This is a genomic window from Enterococcus sp. AZ062, assembly GCF_051715065.1.
Lineage (GTDB): Bacteria > Bacillota > Bacilli > Lactobacillales > Enterococcaceae > Enterococcus_B > Enterococcus_B mundtii.
In genome coordinates, this window is the sequence record NZ_JBIOTB010000001.1 from 301,740 (window position 1) to 318,518 (window position 16,779).

Genomic DNA, 16,779 nt, shown 5'->3' on the forward strand with positions numbered 1-16,779 from the left:
GATACAAGAAAGATTATTATTTTTTCTTACAGTGTTTATTCTTGTGAGTACTATATATAATGGCAAAATATATTCAACAAAAAAAGTGAAATATAAAATAATATTTGATAAAGATGATCGGTAAATATGTATATCCTTTTTTTGTATTAAATTTCTTATGGAATAGAAGTCGGAAATACAGAGATTGAGCCTACTAATAGCAACAGCTATAATAACTAGAATGGAGAATACATATGGAACAAACTAACTTATTGCCTTTGGGTAGTGTTGTGTACATGAAAGAAGGAATTATGCCATTACTAATTGTTGCGCGACAACCGATTTTGAAGATGCAAGAGGAAATTTATTACTTAGATTATGCTGCAGTAAATCAACTAACTGGTTTAAATAATATTGAAGAAATAGCGTATTTTAATAACGAGGACATTCGAGAAATTTTATATCAAGGATATATAAGTGAAAATGAAAAAACAGTTTTAACAGCCTTAGAAGAATGGAAGCAAAATAATTTGGATATCCCTAAAGGTAAAGTTATTGATCTAAAACATACTTCTAAGAAAAAAGAATACGGGGATTTAGGAAAAAAATCTTTATTGGAAGGAGGAACATTTGGTTTTTAAATTTATATTGAGTTAATGAGAATGCTAGCAAGGATTATTAAGCCCATCAAATACAATTTAAAGATGAGGAGGAAGATCGTTTTTGTTGGTTTTGTATGAAAAGTGAATAAATAAAAATGGCAATATAAACACACTGAAAATTGATAATGAGACTAACGGCTTTCGATCCTATCAATAAAATTATTTTTTGGGGAGTAGACAATAAAAAAGAAATAAAGTTTTTACTATATGGGAATAATTACTAGGGAGTATATCCAGAAATGTGCCCTATCCTAAATTAGTGATTGAAAGAGAGATTGAAGAGGAACTAGAAACTTTTGGGTTTTAAAAATTTAGTTATTAATATGGAATAACAGAAATAAAATACTATAGAACTGTTCTGAAACTAATTAAGTAATAGCTTATAGTGATAAATTTTCCAGAATCAACTGAGAAACTTGAAGGAGGCTTTAGATGGTAGGAAACAACTGTGCCCAAGGTATTAAAAGAATTAATGGCAGATATTATCTACTGGAATTACATGATGGAGTGTACATTGTTGATTATTTTAAGTTAATGAGGCTGAGAAACTTTTTTCCGTTTAGTACCTTTTACAACAACGCTCGGAAAAAAAGTTGGACTGCATATAAAGTAACTGGATCAGCAGAAATTTTTGAAGGTAAAAAAATTTCTGAAATACAATTTTATGTTCCTGAATCTTACGGAATTTTTGGAACCTGTGTAATTAGTCCTTTTCTTATATTTTTGGGCTATCTTGAATCAATATATTTAGCTCTATTGATTGGTAGTGTTCTTAGTACATATGGAATAATATCGACCTGTCGACTATTACATAACAATAAGAAAGTGAAAGAAATCGTTAAAGATACGACAATTGTACAGTTAGTACTTGTTGAAAATAAAAGGTCAAAAATTTATGTTGTTCTGAGTAATTTTTTATCATGTGTATATGGTATGTTTGTAGGTTACCTATTTATATCGGCAATTTTATCAGGTGATCTTTGGAAAGTTATTTTTGTTTCATTAGTATCACCTACAATTTCATTAATATTTGGAAAAATCATATCAAATTTTAGAGAAGTTCCAGATGTATCTTCTAAATATCAAATTGAAAAAAGATAAAAATCACATGAAAGATCATCAATTGAAAGGATTGTACATTTGAAACCATTATTCTAATCTATTACGGGAATAAACAGAAGAATGTTTGAAAAGAAAGAATATGACTACTAGAATTTCCAAAATTTAAGTTTATATAGAATATGTATTTATTTTTAAGTCCACCTTTAAGCATTTAGGAGCATAGGTGCTGTATCTTTGAGTATCTATCATGAAATCCTACCAAATAAAGAAAAATTAGGAAATCATTCATTGTTCCATAGGAATCTTGTAATAATTATTTGATAAGGTATCATCGTGGGGGATTGAGAAAGAGGGTTCAGATGAAGAAAACTTATCAAGTGATTTGTCTATTGATCATGGCTTTTTTGTTTTTTACGCCCGTTCAAACTTTTGCCGTAGCAGGTGGGCATGGTGGTAGTTCAACCGGTGGGGGCTCTGGTGGCGGTTCGATAGGGGGAGGTTCCAATTCCTATTATCGGAGGAGTCGGACGACTAATAGTAACAGTACATCAGAAGATTTTCTCTTTGTTGGCTTATCATTAGGAAGTATATTTGTTTTTTCTTTATTTAAAAAAAAGAAAACGCAAAATATGGATATCAATGATTTGTTATCAAGAATGCCTGGAACAAAGCGTGAAAAGAAAAAATTGCTTTCTGAGATTAACAGAATCTTTTATGCAATACAAAAATCTTGGGAAGAAGAGGCTCCTGAAAAAGTAAGAAATTGTTATACTTCAAGATTATTTGAAGAGCATCAGCAAGTATTACAAAAAAATAAAGATGAAGGTGTAAGAAATCATACAACGAAAATAGCCATTCAAGAATTGGCTAACTACCGACAAATCAATGATACTAGTTTCTCTATTCGAATCGATTTTAGTTGTTTCGATTACTTAGTCGATCGAAAGAACCAGCAGTTGATTTCAGGAGATAAGCGGGAAAGGCTTTATTTTTCGCAAGTATGGTATTTCAACTACTCTGAAAAAGACAAAATTTGGCAAGCAGATTTTATTCAACCGATATTTTTAGATTGATAGCGTGTCTTTAGAGGATAAATGATTAACCATATAAAATAAGATGACAAAAAAGAGGATTGAAGAATCAAAAAGATGCTTCAGTCCTCTTTTTATAGTTATTAAAATAGATGATTCTCTATCATGATTAAATAACTAAAAAATGTCATTCGTGATATGAGTATAATGGGATCCTAACTTAGTCTTATAGGAATTATATAAGAGAAAAATTAGGAAAATCATCAATGAAATTAGAGAGATATATCTTGCGAAAATAGCGAGATTTGTATAGGTATAAGTAATCACAATTGTGTTTTTACCGGGTGGGATGACTAACTCAGTTGTACCTATTGAAGATAAAGAAGTTTCAACTGGAGTGTTATTAACTGTTGCGATTTGTCCATCATAATGGTAAAGAGATGTTGTGAAAACTGATTTTTCATTATTTTTATTATCAACTTTAATTGTATATTTACTATTAGTAAAAGAAGTCTCGGGTTTTATTTCCTCATTATTAAGGAAGTATTTATTATTGTTAATAACATCTGGATATTTTATTGATTCTTTATTTGCATAATCAGTATGCTGGTAGTTCTCGGCAGCAGAAATAGCATTTTCAGGTTTGATGTGAGTTAATGAGTCATTATTCGCTACTAGATTAATTACCCCTGAAAAATGAAAGGTAATCCCAATTAGAGTAACACTGATGATTTTTATCATATTTTTTTTATTATATAAATTATAATAGATTAAGATACTTATTGTATAAGCTAAAAACAATGAAGTAAAGCCATTTAATCTCCAGACAAATTGAAGATTCTTTATGGGAGTACTGTTAAGTAACTGCCAAGGGAATAAACTAGTAGAACAGAAAAGTGTGATTATACCCATAGCATAAATAAATTTATCAAATATTTGCAATTTTTTTATAAAAGTACAAGTTACTAATATTCCAATAAAAATAAGTAATCCGATCGTAAAGTTTTTATAATTATTATTTAAAATATGAGAGAGCATATCACTAGGAGCCATCCCGATTAATTCTCTTCCTTGAGGTACTTTGAGTTCTTGTGCGCTAGATTGCTGAATAAATGGAATTAAAAAAGCCGCACTTAATAAAAAGGTCACTATAGTTGCTTTTAACAAGCTTAATAATCTAGACATTTTATTATTCCAAAAATAAAAAGATAAAATTATGGTGAGAGCTATAAAGCCTGTAACCATTGCTACCGATAGCAAATGTGTATAGACTACTAAAGTCATACCAATAGTAAGCCAATACCACTTGCTATGATCGCCCACATATATTTCATAACAACCAACCAATATTAGAGGTAAAAAGGTTAAAGCAACTGCTTCTCCTAGTGAGGCTCTAAAAAAGATATCAATTGCGCGATAGCCTGCAAATGTATATATGATAGAAAATAGCAGAGCGATGTATCTGTTTCTTTTTAATTTATTCATTGAGAAGTAAGCTATTAACATTGTTAAAAATGTTATGAAAAAATAGTATAAATTATAACTCATTACAAGATTACCTGTAATTTTAAAGAAAAAACTAGCCGGGTAAAAAGTTAACCAAGGGTAGAAAACGTTTATCATAGTACCATGATGGGCAAAATTATTAAAATTGACTGGAGAATCCCATACATTATCTAAACCTACAAGGCGTGACAAATGAAAATATGTGTCTTGAGACGAGTTATGTAAGATTCCATGTGTCAAAAATAAAGGTAGTACATATATCATACTTAAGCAAAGCATAAACATGATATCTATTAATTGATATTTATTCTTTTTCATCTTTTTCTCCTTTTTTCATCTATTACTAAGAACATTTCATAATATTATAACATACATTGGTTATTTAATAAACTGCTTTTAAAGTTTGTTCCTTTAATAAATCTAAATAATAAAGCGTAACATTGCACGATTAGATAAAACTTAATTATAAAAATAAGTAATTACTAAAAAGATAAATAACAAGAATTTTCTGAAAATTATTCTTTTGTTTCTCTCATGAAGATGTTAGAATGGTTGTTAAACTATAAAGGGGTGATTATTTGTTAGAGAAATTTTTGAAATTGTCGTTAGTTCAACGTATTGGTTGTGGTATTTTAATTGGTATAATACTTGGTATTTTTTTACCGACCTGGGGATTTATTGCTTTATTAGGAACGTTGTTTGTTAGTTGTTTAAAAGCGATTGCGCCGCTGTTAGTGTTTTTCTTGACTGCTGCTTCGATTGCGAAACATAAGATGGGGAATGAAACGTTTGTAAAGCCAATTTTAGGATTGTATCTAGGTGGAACTTTTTTAGCGGCTTTTGTGGCGGTGATCACTAGTTCGATTTTTACGGTGCCGATCACACTACAAGAAACTGCTTCGGAACAAGCGCCTCAAAATATTGGGACTGTTTTATCAACGATGCTGACCAATGTCACTCAAAATCCAATTCAAGCAATTATTGATTCTAATTATTTAGGTGTGCTATTTTGGGCGGTATTATTAGGTTTGGCATTGCGGACACGTACGGAAGCAACGAAAGAAGTTATCGATCAGATTTCAGTCGCATTGTCACAGGTGGTTCAATTGATTATTTCTTTCGCCCCAATCGGTATTTTGGGGTTAGTCTATGAATCAATTGCAACGACAGGCCTTTCTGGACTGACCGAGTATCTCCAATTAGTTCTTGTGTTAGTAGGAACGATGCTCTTTGTTGCTTTGGTCATCTATCCATTACTTACTTTTTTGTTTATCAAAGAAAATCCCTATCCATTGATTTTCTTTTGTTTAAAAGAAAGTGCAATCTCTGCTTTCTTTACGCGTAGTTCTGCGGCGAACATTCCGATCAATATGATGTTGGCAGAAAAGCTGAAATTAACAAAAGAATCTTACGCCATTTCGATTCCATTAGGAGCAACGATCAATATGGGGGGAGCGGCAGTGACGATCACTGTCATGACATTAACGACTGTCCAGGCACTAGGGATCGAAGCTTCTTTTGGCTTGAAATTGATTTTAAGCATCTTGGCGGCTTTAGCTGCTTGTGGTGCATCTGGAGTAGCTGGTGGTTCATTACTGTTGATTCCTTTAGCTTGTAGCTTATTTGGCATCTCAAATGACATTGCGATGCAAGTGGTAGGAATCGGATTTATTATTGGGGTCATCCAAGATTCGGTTGAAACAGCTCTGAATTCTTCCAGTGACTTACTATTTACCGCAATTGGTGAATTAGGTGCTAGAAAGAGAAATGGGGAGAATGTTTCAATCAAAAGTCGTTTGAATGAATTGCAATAGAGGAATCTTTCTACCATCATTTCAAATTACATTTTTTTTAAAGTCAACAGCAATCGTCTGTTGGCTTTTTTCATATCTTTTATTGTGAGTAGAATTATTTAGTTGTTTCTGAGTATACTAAAAAAAGACTTCGATTAGTAATGTGCATACTATCTCATTGTTTTCTAATGATTTATTTGGTCTTCTAATCGGTTGTTTGAAAAATTATAGTAAATATAGAAGGTGATGGAAAATGAAAGTTATGCACTATCAGGAAAATAAAATGCGCAGAATAACCATTCTCAATCGACTGTTGAATTTTGAACACTTAAGTTACCAACAGCTTTCTGATGAATACTTTGTCTCACGAAGTAGTATTGCCAATGATCTTTCTTATGTGAAGGATATTTTTACCAAAGAAGGATTGAATTTGACATTTGATCGTTCGGGAACATTTTTTGAAGGAAATGAAATTCAAATCCAACGTGTGTTGAAGCGGACCATCCTTAATCATTTCAATGAACTAGAAGTGGTAGCAGAGCTGGTAGATCAGCAGCTTTTAAGAAGAATCGAGCAAGCTTTTCGGCAAGGAATCAACGAAAAACAAATGGAGATTCCAGAGAGTTATTTCAAAAGCATTGTGATTTCAATTTTATTGATTGTCCAACGCTCAAAAGAGGGTAAAAAAATAGATTTGATTGGTAAGAATCAGTATGGAAAATATTTCTTGGAGTTCAACAAGTACCCGCTTGTGTATGAACTATTAAAAAAATTAGAAGACCAGAAAATTTATCAGTTCACGCAAGAAGAGGTCCAATATTTAACTTATATTATCGTAGGAAGTGGCTTGAAATTCTTTATGAAAAGTGAAAATATTCCTTTTGCTTTTCGTGGGAAAATTCGACAATTGATTCAAAAGATTAGCGAAGGTGTCCAGATTGATTTAACGCAAGATAACCGTTTAGAAGAAGATCTTCTAGTACACCTGTATCAATTACTTTTACGAATTGAAGCGCAAACAACGATCGTCAATCCTTTGATTGATGAAATCAAACAAAATTATCCGTCCATTTATGGGGTTGTATGGTTTGCATTAAAAGATTTTCGTTGGCCAAGTGAAGTGAATCTGTCTGAGGATGAAGTTGGGTTTGTCACCATCCATTTTCAAGCTGCTATCGAGAGAATCAAACGATTGAACAAATTATTATTTGTCTGCCCGAATGGGATTGGAACTAGTTCATTTGTTTCAGCCAAAATACGAAGAATCTTACCTGATATTGACAGCATTGAAACTGCCTCTATTGACAAGTTGACTTACATGGATCTATCAGAAATTGATTTTATTATTTCTACAGTAGATATACCCAAGCAAGAAAAGCCTGTCGTCAGAATTTCGCCCATGGTGACTAGTCGTGATATGAAACGAATCATGAATCATTATATCGATTTAGTGATTGATCATGAGCATATGAAAGAAAGGCGGATATTACCTGAAAAAACAAAACACTTGCTTGCGGCCAATATTTATTTTGGTCATTATGAGTCAAAAGAAGAAGCAATCCATTTTCTGATTGAGCAGCAAAACTTTAAAAATGACTATAAAAAAGAACAATACACCCAGTCGATTTTTGACCGAGAAGCAATCCAATCTACCTATCTCGATAACGGTTTTGTGATTCCTCATGGTAATCCGTTATTCGTAGAAGAGACTACTATTGCGATATTAGTAGCGGATAAACCAGTTGATTGGGGAAAGCAAAAAGCAGATATCATCGTATTATTGATGATCCGAGAAGAAGATGTGAAAGAAGTTGAAGCAGTGATGAAACTGATCATGCAAGGGATTGGTGATAAAAACTGGTTCATCTCAAAAATGTTGGAGGTAAAAGAATGAGTAGAATTGATCCATTATTGGCAAAAGAGCAGATCCAAGTAATCGATACAGTGGAAAATTGGGAGACTGCCGTTGAGATTGCAAGTGAGCCTTTGTTAAAAAGTAAAATGATAGCGCATACCTATTTGGATAATATGATCAAAAGTGTAGAAGAACATGGTCCATATATGGTTTTAACCGACTATTTTGCCCTCATGCACGCCAAACCAGGCGTAGGAGTGAATGAACAAAGCATGAGTCTTTTAGTCGTAAAAAATGCAGTAGATATGAAAGAAAAAGCGGTGAAAATATTTTTGATCTTAGCTGCAAAAGATAGTGAGAGCCATCTGGAGAAATTGCAAGAAATCATGTCCATATTTATGGATGAAGTAAAGTATCAAACTATTTTATCGGGAAATAAGGAACAAATAATCCAATTACTAACCTAAGGAGGAAGAAAAAATGAAAATTTTAGCAGTATGTGGATTTGGTGTTGGAAGTTCAATGGTTTTAAAAATGTCGATTGATAAGGTGATCAAAGAGTTAGGTCTTAAAGCTACAGTAGAGAATACTGATTTATCCTCAGCAAAAGCGACTCAAGCAGATGTTTATTTTACTAGTAATGAATTACTTCCAGAACTGAAAGCTTCGGTCAAAGCGCCTGTTTATCCAATCAAAAAATATATGGATACAAATGAAGTGAAAGCACAATTAGAACAATATTTAGCAAACAAGGAGGGCTAGACTGATGAATTTTATTAGCGATCATATTTTGAAAAATCCACCTGTTCTTTTAGCCCTGATCGCGATGATTGGTTTGATCATCCAACGAAAGTCATTTTCAGAAATCATCAAAGGTTCCTTGACCGCAGCCTTTGGGATGGTGGCGTTAACGGCTGGGGTAAATATGTTGGTAGGGACGATAGCTCCTATCAATACAGCGGTCCAGACACAATTAGGTGTGCAAGTTACTGAAGGGTTATCTGATGTGACTTTTACAGCAGAATACGGTGGTACAGTCGGTTTAGCCATGTTTTTAGGATTGATCATCCATTTGTTGATTGCTCGGTTTACACCAGTCAAAACGATTTTTCTGACTGGGCACATGCTGTGGTGGTTCCCATTTGTATTTGTAGCTGCCGGAGTAGAGGCTGGTCTAACTGGCACTTTACTGATTGGGATCAGTGCATTATTGTCTGCTTGCTATTGGTCATTCATGCCATGGATCATGCGCAAATATGTTTGGGATGCTACCGGTGATGATTCTTTCTTGATCGGTCATCCGACAGGGATCTTATCATTGATTTCAGGATTTGTGGCAAAGCGTGTGGGAAATAAAGAAAAATCGACAGAAGATATCAATGTTCCAGAGAACCTTTCATTTTTCCGTGAAATTTCGATAACGGGTGCACTGGTCATGTTTCTTATGAATGTGGTAGTTGGGATCATCGCACCAGTTTTGATTCCAGAAGGTGGGAATCTTGTTATGTTTGCCATTGAAGCTGGGTTGAATTTCGGTGCTGGATTATTGATCATGTTGTATGGTGTTCGTTTATTGATTAATCAAATTATTCCAGCTTTCCAAGGGATTGCTGAAAAAGTGGTACCAGGTGCGAAACCTGCTTTTGATGTCCCGATTCTATTCAATTATCGTCCGAATGCGGTCATTATTGGGTTTATCGTTGCGATGATCACTTCAACGATTTTAGTTGTCTTAGCAAATTCATTCCAGTTATTTGGTGTACTGATCGTACCATTGGTCATTACAAGTTTCTTTGAATGTGGTGGAGCTGCAGTCATTGGTGAAGGCCAAGGCGGTTTTCGTGGGGCAGTTCTCGGAACGATTGCAGCATCTGTCGCAATGGTTGCTTTAGTTGGTTTTTCTGCCATGATTTTCAGTACAACGATCCAAAGTTGGATCTTGATTTTTGGCGGAAACGATTTGTCATTGTGGGGAATGATTGGACGAGGAATCAGCAGTTTGTTTGGAGGGTTTTAAATGTTTCGTTACATGGATAAAATCAGAGAACTATTAACAATTGTCGAAGAAAAAGAAAGGCAATCAATTGGAGAAGCAATTAAATTATTGACGCAAGCAAATTTACAAAAACATTCGATCTATATTTTTGGCGCCAGCCACGCGGGTATTTTAGCAGAGGAAATGTATTACCGCGCTGGAGGAATGATGACGATCAATGCAATATTTGGACGAGAAGTGATGTTGGATCGAAATCCAGTAACCTTTACGAGTCAAATGGAGCGATTAGAAGGCTATGGAATGGCCATAGCCGGAACGATTCCTTTTAAAGAAAATGATGTATTGATTCTTCATTCAGTATCTGGCAGAAACCCGATCATTATTGACTTAGCTAAAGTGGCAAAAGAAAAAGGAGTAAAAATCATCGCACTAACAAATGTATCCTACTCGAAATCTGTAACTAGTCGCCATTCATCAGGGAAACGATTATTTGAAATTGCGGATATCGTGATCGATAACCACGGCGATATCGGAGATGCGTGTTGTGAACTAACAGGTCTATCACAAAAGGTCGGGCCTTCTTCTACGGTGATTGGAGCGTCCATTCTCAATACGATCATTGTAGAAGTTTGTGAACAGTTGATTTCTGAGGGAGTGAAACATCCACCGATTTTCTATTCTGCCAATATAGATGGTGGCGATCAATTGAATGCTGAATTATTTGAAACGTACAAAGAGGTCATTCATTATCCATTCACTTAAACTAGCGCGTCGTGAGCCATTGATTTTAAAAAGATAACTTTTTTGAGAATATAGTAAATAAGCTATGTCAAAGCAAAAAATCCTTTGATCCTAACTCACTGAGTGTGACAGAATCAATAGGATTTTTTGTTTTGCAATTAAATTGAAAATGTTATTCTGTATATAAGAATAAAAGTGTTTTGGAGGAGTACATGGATTTTTTACGACGATATGGGCTTTATTTTTTATTTCTAGGAGTGTTGAGTGATTTTTCGACACCTTATATTTTGGGCTTGTTCTATCCAGGCTTAGATCAATTGAGGCTGCCAATCAGTGTATTCGGTGACGTCACAAGTCCAGTGAGAACATTCTTTCTTGTTTGTTCTGTTTTTTCAGGCATCTTTTTTATCTTATCCTTACCTGCATTGTATTCTTCGTTTGAAAAAGTATCTACTCATTTAGCGAAATGGTTGATTATTTCACTAGGTTTCTATGCAATAGGCGATTGCCTTTTTACAGGATTGTTTAGTCTTAACACCCAAGCTACTTCGTGGGATTTCTCAACGTGGGTACATAATGTTGGTTCTAGTTTAGGTTATAGTGGCTTTCTTTTATTTCCGGTTTTTGCTTTATTGCTCTATCGAAAAGAAGCGAATCAACCAATCAGTCGAATGTATATGGTCTTAATAAGCTTGAGTCTGCTGAGTGCGATGATTTACGGACTGGCAAGGATCCCAGTGCTGAATCACCTTCCACTATTGGATAAACTAGGTTTTTGTCAAAGATTGAGTTACTTCTTCAATTATTTAACGATCGTATCAGTAGGTATCAACCAACTAAAACGAGTGACAAAATAGCTGTTTGGTTGAGCGAAAGGGTTATTTCTAAACAATCGAATAAGCGAGCTTCCTGAAGTTTTTTTTTTCAGAAAATGAGCCGCGCAAGCCAAAAATAGGAGAGACTATTTTCGACTTGTGCGGCTTATTTCTCGAAAGTAGGTGCTTCTGTTACTAACTTGCTTAAAAAAATTTATAAAGGTGTTCTTACTTTTCTGCCAACTTAATTGGCAGAAATCTCTACTTTTTATTTTGGAAGCGCCAACATATACTTGGTTCAGAAAGGAAAATCAATCATATGAAAACGAGAACGATTGAGTTACTTCAAAGATTTAGAGCATATCATTATCCAATCAAAGCGGAACAATTAGCGTTAGAGTACCAAGTCAGTCAACGAACGATTCGTCAAGATGTGTTGGATGCCAATAGTTGGTTGCGAGCCAATCAGCTGGCAGAGATCCAAACGGTTCGTAAGCAAGGGTTTCTATTGCGTTTAAGCGATGAGGAAGAAAAAAGACTGGCAGAAGCATTGGTGACTTATCAAGAGGAGTTGTTGAATCGTGACGAGAGGACCTTTGATTTAGTGTTATCAATTGCTTATGAGCAACAGCCAGTTTATTTGAATCGTAAGGAAGAAGCATTCATGATCTCGAAAAGTACGATGGACGAAGATATGCGTCGTTTGCGAGCGGATTTGATCAAATACGGTATCGAGATCGTGAGTTTTGGTAGACAGGGATTAGTCTATAAAGGAGCGGAGCGCTCCATCCGCACGATGATTTATGACTTGATCAATAAGAATCTAGGAAGAATTGATTTTTCAGCAAGAAATGGTACGAAAATCACTGCGGCTCAAAGAAGTTTCCAACAGTATTTTCCACCTTCGGAGATTGTAAAGCTCGAAGCCATCTATACAGATACTATGATCAGACAAGAAGATGATATCTACAAAAATCAACTGTTGCTGTTTACGATGATTTGGGTCCAGCGAGTCAGAAAGCATGAACTTATTGCAGCCATCAATTGGAAAAATAGTAACGAAAAAAAAGACGGTTTCACTGACTTTATTGAAAAGGTGATCGCTGAGTTTCGTTTGACAGACGTTCCGCCGGTTGAAAGAAACTACCTTCGTTTTACGATCGAGACATTCAGTTCAAAAGATATCAGTAATTCGTTGGAATGGGTCCAAGCACAACTGTTGACGATCCAACTGATCCAATTCGTCGAGGAACAGACCCGTATCCCATTTCACTTAAAAGAAGAAATCCTGTGTGAAAATCTTTATAAACATATGACAGCTTTGATCATTCGCATCAAACATCGAATCCAAGTCACGAATCCTTTGAAAGAAAATATTCGGGCCAATTACCGCCCCATCTATGAAGCCGTTGAGTTGTTTGTCCCAACAATCGAGGAAGTCATTGGGGGAGAGATAATCGAAGATGAACTTGCTTTTCTAGTGATCCATTTTTCGACGGTTGCTAGCACGATCAAACAGAATGTCACGTACATGTATAAATCAGTGGTGGTTTGTCACCATGGACTGGCGACAGGCAATCTATTAGCAGAAAATTTAAAAGAGAAGTTCCCACAAATTGAAGTTGTTGCGGTATTGAGTTCTAAAGAAGCGGAGTTGGTGGATAAGTTAGATGTCGACTTGATTTTCAGTACGTTCCAATTAGCAGATCAGAACAAGCCGTTGCTCGTGTTGGAGCCTATTTTAACCGATGCGAATCGTCCGATCATTGCAGATTTTTTAAACGCTCACCAAAAGGTCCAACGACTGATTCCGACAGAGAGTGGGCAAACAGAATTATTTACCGATGTCTTGCGGATCGTGGAAGAAAGTGGAGGCAAGATCGATCGGCCAATCTACACCAAATTAGAAACATTATTTGAGCAAAATCATTTAGAAATCAATAAAAGGGAGATCCAACCAATGCTAAAAGACATTTTGACAGATAATCATATATTGATCCAAGAACACGTAGACAATTGGCAAGAAGCGATTGAACGAGTGGCTAAACCATTGTTGAAAGAAAATATCGTTGAGTCAAGTTATGTTGATGCGATGGTCCGTGCAGTAGAAGAGTATGGCGCCTATATCGTTATTGGCAAGCATCTGGCATTAGCCCATGCCAGACCAGAAGATGGCGTCAATAAGTTAGGGGTGAGTGTCGCGACGATTCGTCAGCCAGTTGATTTTGGCAATGAAGAGATGGATCCGGTTAAAATCATTTTCTGCTTAGCAGCGGTGGATTCATATTCTCATTTAACGATCATGAAAGAGTTGATCGAGTTGATCAATGACGAAACGAAATTGACTCGTTTGATCGAAAGTCCTAATGTAGATTCATTTAAAAAACTACTATTTAAGTAGATAGAAGGAGAGAGTGGAATGAACAAATTGAATATTTTATTTGTATGTGGCGCAGGGTTAGGAAGTAGTTTTGCCGCTCAAATGTCAGCTGAAGATGTATTGAATAAATTAGGAGTGACAGCTAAGCTGGATCATTGTGATATTTCGTCAGCCGTTTCGATGAAGCCGGATGTGATCATTACCGCAGAGAATTTTCGTTCACAATTTGAGAAATTTACCATTGATCCGACAACAGCCATGATTTACTTGAAAAATATCGTCTCAAAAGTTGAGATCGAAGAGAAGTTAACACCAGTTTTACAAAGTAAGGGAGCTATCTAATCAAGAAAAATAGGGGGAGAAAACATGGGCGTTATCAATTTTATTATCGAAAACATTTTGACTCAAGCGTCGATCACGATTGCCTTGATTGCGATGTTAGGGCTGATTCTGCAAAAGAAATCAACGGGTCAGATTATCTCGGGTACATTGAAAACATTGCTAGGCTTTCAAGTTTTAAGTGCGGGTTCGAGTATCATCGTCGGTAGTTTGACGTATTTTGGGCAAATTTTTACCGAAGGGTTCCAAATGGAAGGGATCATTCCTTCAATTGAAGCAATCAATGGTCAAGCAATGAATGAACTTGGTCTAGGTAGAGACATCGCATTAACATTTTTAGCTATTTTTGTCTTCAATATTTTACTGGCACGGTTTACCAAATGGAAATATATCTTCTTGACTGGTCAAGCAATCTTATGGATGGCGACGATGACCACTGTATTTGGGTACTTTGCTGGGTTACGTGGATTTGTCTTGATTTTAGTTGGTGGTTTCATTGGGGCAGTTTTTGCTGTTGCGATGCCAGCGATGGCGCAACCAATCATACGTAAGGTCACCGGTTCAAACGATATTGCTTTAGGGCATTTTTGTACGATCGGTTATTTATTTGAGGCTGGGGTAGCAAAAATTTTTGGTGAAAAAGGCGAGAACAAGAAATCGATTGAAGATATCAAATTGCCTGCTCACTTTGAATTTTTACAAGATACGTATCTATCGGTCATGGTGGTGATGGTACCTCTTTATATCGTGACTGTGTTGTTTGCAGGAGAGACGTTTGCGGCTGAGCTATCAGGGGGCCAAAACTACATCATGTTTGCCTTTTTACAAGCTATCCAGTTTGTTGTCGGTGTATACGTCTTACTTTCAGGGGTACGCTTATTACTAGGCGAAATTGTTCCAGCGTTTCGTGGAATTGCGATGAAACTAGTTCCTGATGCGATCCCAGCGTTAGACTGTCCGGTATTCTTCCCTTATAGCCCGAATGCAGTGATTTTAGGGTTCATCACCACAACGATCGGTACGGTCATTGCGATGTTTACATTACCGATGTTTGGATTAGCGATGATTCTGCCAGGGATGTTGACGAATTTCTTTGCTGGGGGGACAGCGGGTATTTTTGGTAATGCAGTTGGTGGACGACGAGGAGCAATCATTGGCGGGATCGCTCATGGTTTCTTTATTACCTTGTTGCCAGCATTACTAGTAACGATTTTCAATTCAATGGGATTTGTTAGTGCGACAGCGACAGATGTCGACACAGTAGTGGTAGCGCTACTTTACGCTTGGATCTTAAGTCCGATTTTAAAAGCATTCTAATGTGAAAGTAGGGATCATGATGTTTGGTTTTTTGAAAAAGAAAAAAGAGCAACCTGAAGTAATACAGACGCTTTCCAGCGAAGAAAAAGAAGAACTTCAAACAGCAATCGAACGACTCAAGAAAGATATCGACCAGACAGAAGAAACAGACCAACTAGCTGTTCTTTTTGAACAAGTAGGACTAAAACTCGCTGAGTTAGGGGATAACGATCAGGCAATCGAACAGCTTGAAAAAAGTTTATCACTGAAGAAAAGTATCAATGATGGGTACAAGAAGTTGATGTCTTTATATAATGCAAAAAGAGCAGAAGCTGCACGAGCTGGGAACGATCAAGGAATTGATCATTATATGGGGAAAATGGACGAGATGCGACAAATTGCTAAACAACTCACGATTACAGGGAATAAATAAGAATAAAGGTGGCTATAAAAAATGTATACGACATTAAAAGAAGTAACAAAAACAGCAGAAGCTTTGAATTTTACCGTGGGCGCATTCAATGCGCATAACTTGGAGATGTTGCCAGAAATGTTACGAGCAGCGAAAGAAATGGGTGCGCCGATCATTATCCAAACAAGTGTGGATACGGCGAAATATATTGGGATGAATGTCTTAGTCAATGTAGTGAAAACGATCGCTGAAGAAGAAATGGTGGATGCTGTCCTTCATCTGGACCATGCGCGTGATTTCTCTGATATCAAGCAAGCAATCGATAGCGGTTATACTTCGGTGATGTATGATGGTTCCCATTTACCTTTTAAAGAGAATATCTTGAAAACAAAAGCAGTCGTTGAATACGCCCATGCTCGTGGTGTCTCAGTGGAAGGGGAGCTAGGAACGATTGGTGGGACGGAAGAAGGAATCCATGTGGCAGAAGATGATAAAGTGTATACCAAACCAGAAGATGCGGTAGAATTCGTAGCAGCAACTGAAGTAGACGCATTAGCAATTGCTATTGGAACAAATCATGGGCAATTCAAATCAAAAACAGAAGTCAATCTACCACTCCTGAAAGAAATCGACGCAGTAGTCGATGTTCCCTTGGTCATCCACGGTGGTACTGGAGTGAAAGAGGAAGATTATCCAGAGTTGATCAATCACGGAATCCGTAAATTCAATGTTGGGACAGAGCTACTTGTCAACTGGACGAAAACCGCAAAAGAAAGCTTTGGTGAAACAGAAGTCAGCCGATCATTACGCCACAACGTGATCCCAGCCAATGAAGCAGTGAAGGCAATCATCAAACATAAAATCGGCTTGTTTTTGAATACAGGAAGTGAGATCTATGCAGGAAAGAGCTAA

General features: G+C 36.0%; 16 protein-coding genes. 15 read left to right on the plus strand and 1 reads right to left on the minus strand.

Annotation, left to right across the window (positions count from 1 at the left end; genetic code table 11):
* Positions 1–233 precede the first annotated feature (233 nt).
* From IGJ00_RS01470 to IGJ00_RS01480, 3 genes are all read left to right on the plus strand, one after another.
* Positions 234–620: a DUF4176 domain-containing protein gene (locus IGJ00_RS01470; protein WP_438844030.1), complete on the plus strand. Its 387-nt coding sequence runs from the start codon at positions 234–236 to the stop codon at positions 618–620.
* A 453-nt stretch (positions 621–1,073) separates the two neighbouring features.
* The gene (locus IGJ00_RS01475; RefSeq protein WP_438844031.1) at positions 1,074–1,742 is read left to right on the plus strand and encodes a hypothetical protein; all 669 of its coding nucleotides are present in this window, start codon (positions 1,074–1,076) and stop codon (positions 1,740–1,742) included.
* Positions 1,743–2,062: 320 nt separating this feature from the next.
* Positions 2,063–2,776, plus strand: coding sequence for a TIM44-like domain-containing protein (locus IGJ00_RS01480; RefSeq protein ID WP_438764131.1), 714 nt, complete (start codon positions 2,063–2,065; stop codon positions 2,774–2,776).
* Positions 2,777–2,911: 135 nt separating this feature from the next.
* On the opposite strand, the gene IGJ00_RS01485 is transcribed toward IGJ00_RS01480, so the two are convergent.
* Positions 2,912–4,558: a 6-pyruvoyl-tetrahydropterin synthase-related protein gene (locus IGJ00_RS01485; RefSeq protein ID WP_438844032.1), complete on the minus strand. Its 1,647-nt coding sequence runs from the start codon at positions 4,556–4,558 to the stop codon at positions 2,912–2,914.
* A gap of 260 nt (positions 4,559–4,818) precedes the next feature.
* On the opposite strand from IGJ00_RS01485, the gene sstT reads away from it, so the two are divergent.
* The 12 genes from sstT (at position 4,819) to IGJ00_RS01545 (ending at position 16,779) form a co-directional block, all read left to right on the plus strand.
* Positions 4,819–6,054 carry a serine/threonine transporter SstT gene (gene sstT, locus IGJ00_RS01490; RefSeq protein WP_438844033.1) on the plus strand — a complete coding sequence of 412 codons (1,236 nt, stop codon included), beginning with the start codon at positions 4,819–4,821 and terminating at the stop codon, positions 6,052–6,054.
* Positions 6,055–6,286: 232 nt separating this feature from the next.
* Positions 6,287–7,927: a BglG family transcription antiterminator gene (locus tag IGJ00_RS01495; RefSeq protein ID WP_438844034.1), complete on the plus strand. Its 1,641-nt coding sequence runs from the start codon at positions 6,287–6,289 to the stop codon at positions 7,925–7,927.
* Positions 7,924–8,355: a PTS sugar transporter subunit IIA gene (locus IGJ00_RS01500; protein ID WP_071866177.1), complete on the plus strand. Its 432-nt coding sequence runs from the start codon at positions 7,924–7,926 to the stop codon at positions 8,353–8,355. The genes IGJ00_RS01495 and IGJ00_RS01500 overlap by 4 nt, the downstream gene beginning before the upstream one ends.
* A gap of 13 nt (positions 8,356–8,368) precedes the next feature.
* Positions 8,369–8,650 carry a PTS sugar transporter subunit IIB gene (locus IGJ00_RS01505; protein WP_023518991.1) on the plus strand — a complete coding sequence of 94 codons (282 nt, stop codon included), beginning with the start codon at positions 8,369–8,371 and terminating at the stop codon, positions 8,648–8,650.
* A gap of 4 nt (positions 8,651–8,654) precedes the next feature.
* Positions 8,655–9,905, plus strand: a complete 1,251-nt coding sequence (locus tag IGJ00_RS01510; protein ID WP_104871887.1) for a PTS ascorbate transporter subunit IIC — start codon at positions 8,655–8,657, stop codon at positions 9,903–9,905.
* A complete protein-coding gene (locus tag IGJ00_RS01515; protein ID WP_074799622.1) occupies positions 9,906–10,646 on the plus strand; it encodes a sugar isomerase domain-containing protein in 741 nt (246 codons plus the stop codon).
* Between the two features lie 191 nt (positions 10,647–10,837).
* Positions 10,838–11,482, plus strand: coding sequence for a DUF998 domain-containing protein (locus tag IGJ00_RS01520; RefSeq protein WP_086335349.1), 645 nt, complete (start codon positions 10,838–10,840; stop codon positions 11,480–11,482).
* Positions 11,483–11,759: 277 nt separating this feature from the next.
* On the plus strand, positions 11,760–13,841 hold the full coding sequence (locus tag IGJ00_RS01525) for a BglG family transcription antiterminator (protein WP_438844035.1): 2,082 nt from the start codon (positions 11,760–11,762) through the stop codon (positions 13,839–13,841).
* Between the two features lie 18 nt (positions 13,842–13,859).
* Positions 13,860–14,162 carry a PTS sugar transporter subunit IIB gene (locus IGJ00_RS01530; protein ID WP_010736508.1) on the plus strand — a complete coding sequence of 101 codons (303 nt, stop codon included), beginning with the start codon at positions 13,860–13,862 and terminating at the stop codon, positions 14,160–14,162.
* A 24-nt stretch (positions 14,163–14,186) separates the two neighbouring features.
* Positions 14,187–15,476 (plus strand): PTS sugar transporter subunit IIC, encoded by a 1,290-nt coding sequence (locus IGJ00_RS01535; RefSeq protein ID WP_074799624.1) that lies wholly within the window; start codon positions 14,187–14,189, stop codon positions 15,474–15,476.
* Positions 15,477–15,495: 19 nt separating this feature from the next.
* Positions 15,496–15,888, plus strand: coding sequence for a hypothetical protein (locus tag IGJ00_RS01540; RefSeq protein ID WP_074799666.1), 393 nt, complete (start codon positions 15,496–15,498; stop codon positions 15,886–15,888).
* 21 nt (positions 15,889–15,909) lie between these two features.
* Entirely contained in the window at positions 15,910–16,779 is an 870-nt protein-coding gene (locus IGJ00_RS01545) for a class II fructose-bisphosphate aldolase (RefSeq protein ID WP_074799625.1), read from the plus strand.

What these genes read in the sequence shown, in the direction of transcription:
- IGJ00_RS01485 (WP_438844032.1), bottom strand. Translation starts at nt 4,558, where the DNA reads ATGAAAAAGAATAAATATCAATTAATAGATATCATGTTTATGCTTTGC.
- IGJ00_RS01505 (WP_023518991.1), top strand. Translation starts at nt 8,369, where the DNA reads ATGAAAATTTTAGCAGTATGTGGATTTGGTGTTGGAAGTTCAATGGTT.
- IGJ00_RS01540 (WP_074799666.1), top strand. Translation starts at nt 15,496, where the DNA reads ATGTTTGGTTTTTTGAAAAAGAAAAAAGAGCAACCTGAAGTAATACAG.
- IGJ00_RS01515 (WP_074799622.1), top strand. Translation starts at nt 9,906, where the DNA reads ATGTTTCGTTACATGGATAAAATCAGAGAACTATTAACAATTGTCGAA.
- IGJ00_RS01545 (WP_074799625.1), top strand. Translation starts at nt 15,910, where the DNA reads ATGTATACGACATTAAAAGAAGTAACAAAAACAGCAGAAGCTTTGAAT.
- IGJ00_RS01520 (WP_086335349.1), top strand. Translation starts at nt 10,838, where the DNA reads ATGGATTTTTTACGACGATATGGGCTTTATTTTTTATTTCTAGGAGTG.
- IGJ00_RS01500 (WP_071866177.1), top strand. Translation starts at nt 7,924, where the DNA reads ATGAGTAGAATTGATCCATTATTGGCAAAAGAGCAGATCCAAGTAATC.
- IGJ00_RS01535 (WP_074799624.1), top strand. Translation starts at nt 14,187, where the DNA reads ATGGGCGTTATCAATTTTATTATCGAAAACATTTTGACTCAAGCGTCG.
- IGJ00_RS01525 (WP_438844035.1), top strand. Translation starts at nt 11,760, where the DNA reads ATGAAAACGAGAACGATTGAGTTACTTCAAAGATTTAGAGCATATCAT.
- IGJ00_RS01530 (WP_010736508.1), top strand. Translation starts at nt 13,860, where the DNA reads ATGAACAAATTGAATATTTTATTTGTATGTGGCGCAGGGTTAGGAAGT.
- IGJ00_RS01480 (WP_438764131.1), top strand. Translation starts at nt 2,063, where the DNA reads ATGAAGAAAACTTATCAAGTGATTTGTCTATTGATCATGGCTTTTTTG.
- IGJ00_RS01475 (WP_438844031.1), top strand. Translation starts at nt 1,074, where the DNA reads ATGGTAGGAAACAACTGTGCCCAAGGTATTAAAAGAATTAATGGCAGA.
- IGJ00_RS01495 (WP_438844034.1), top strand. Translation starts at nt 6,287, where the DNA reads ATGAAAGTTATGCACTATCAGGAAAATAAAATGCGCAGAATAACCATT.
- IGJ00_RS01470 (WP_438844030.1), top strand. Translation starts at nt 234, where the DNA reads ATGGAACAAACTAACTTATTGCCTTTGGGTAGTGTTGTGTACATGAAA.
- IGJ00_RS01510 (WP_104871887.1), top strand. Translation starts at nt 8,655, where the DNA reads ATGAATTTTATTAGCGATCATATTTTGAAAAATCCACCTGTTCTTTTA.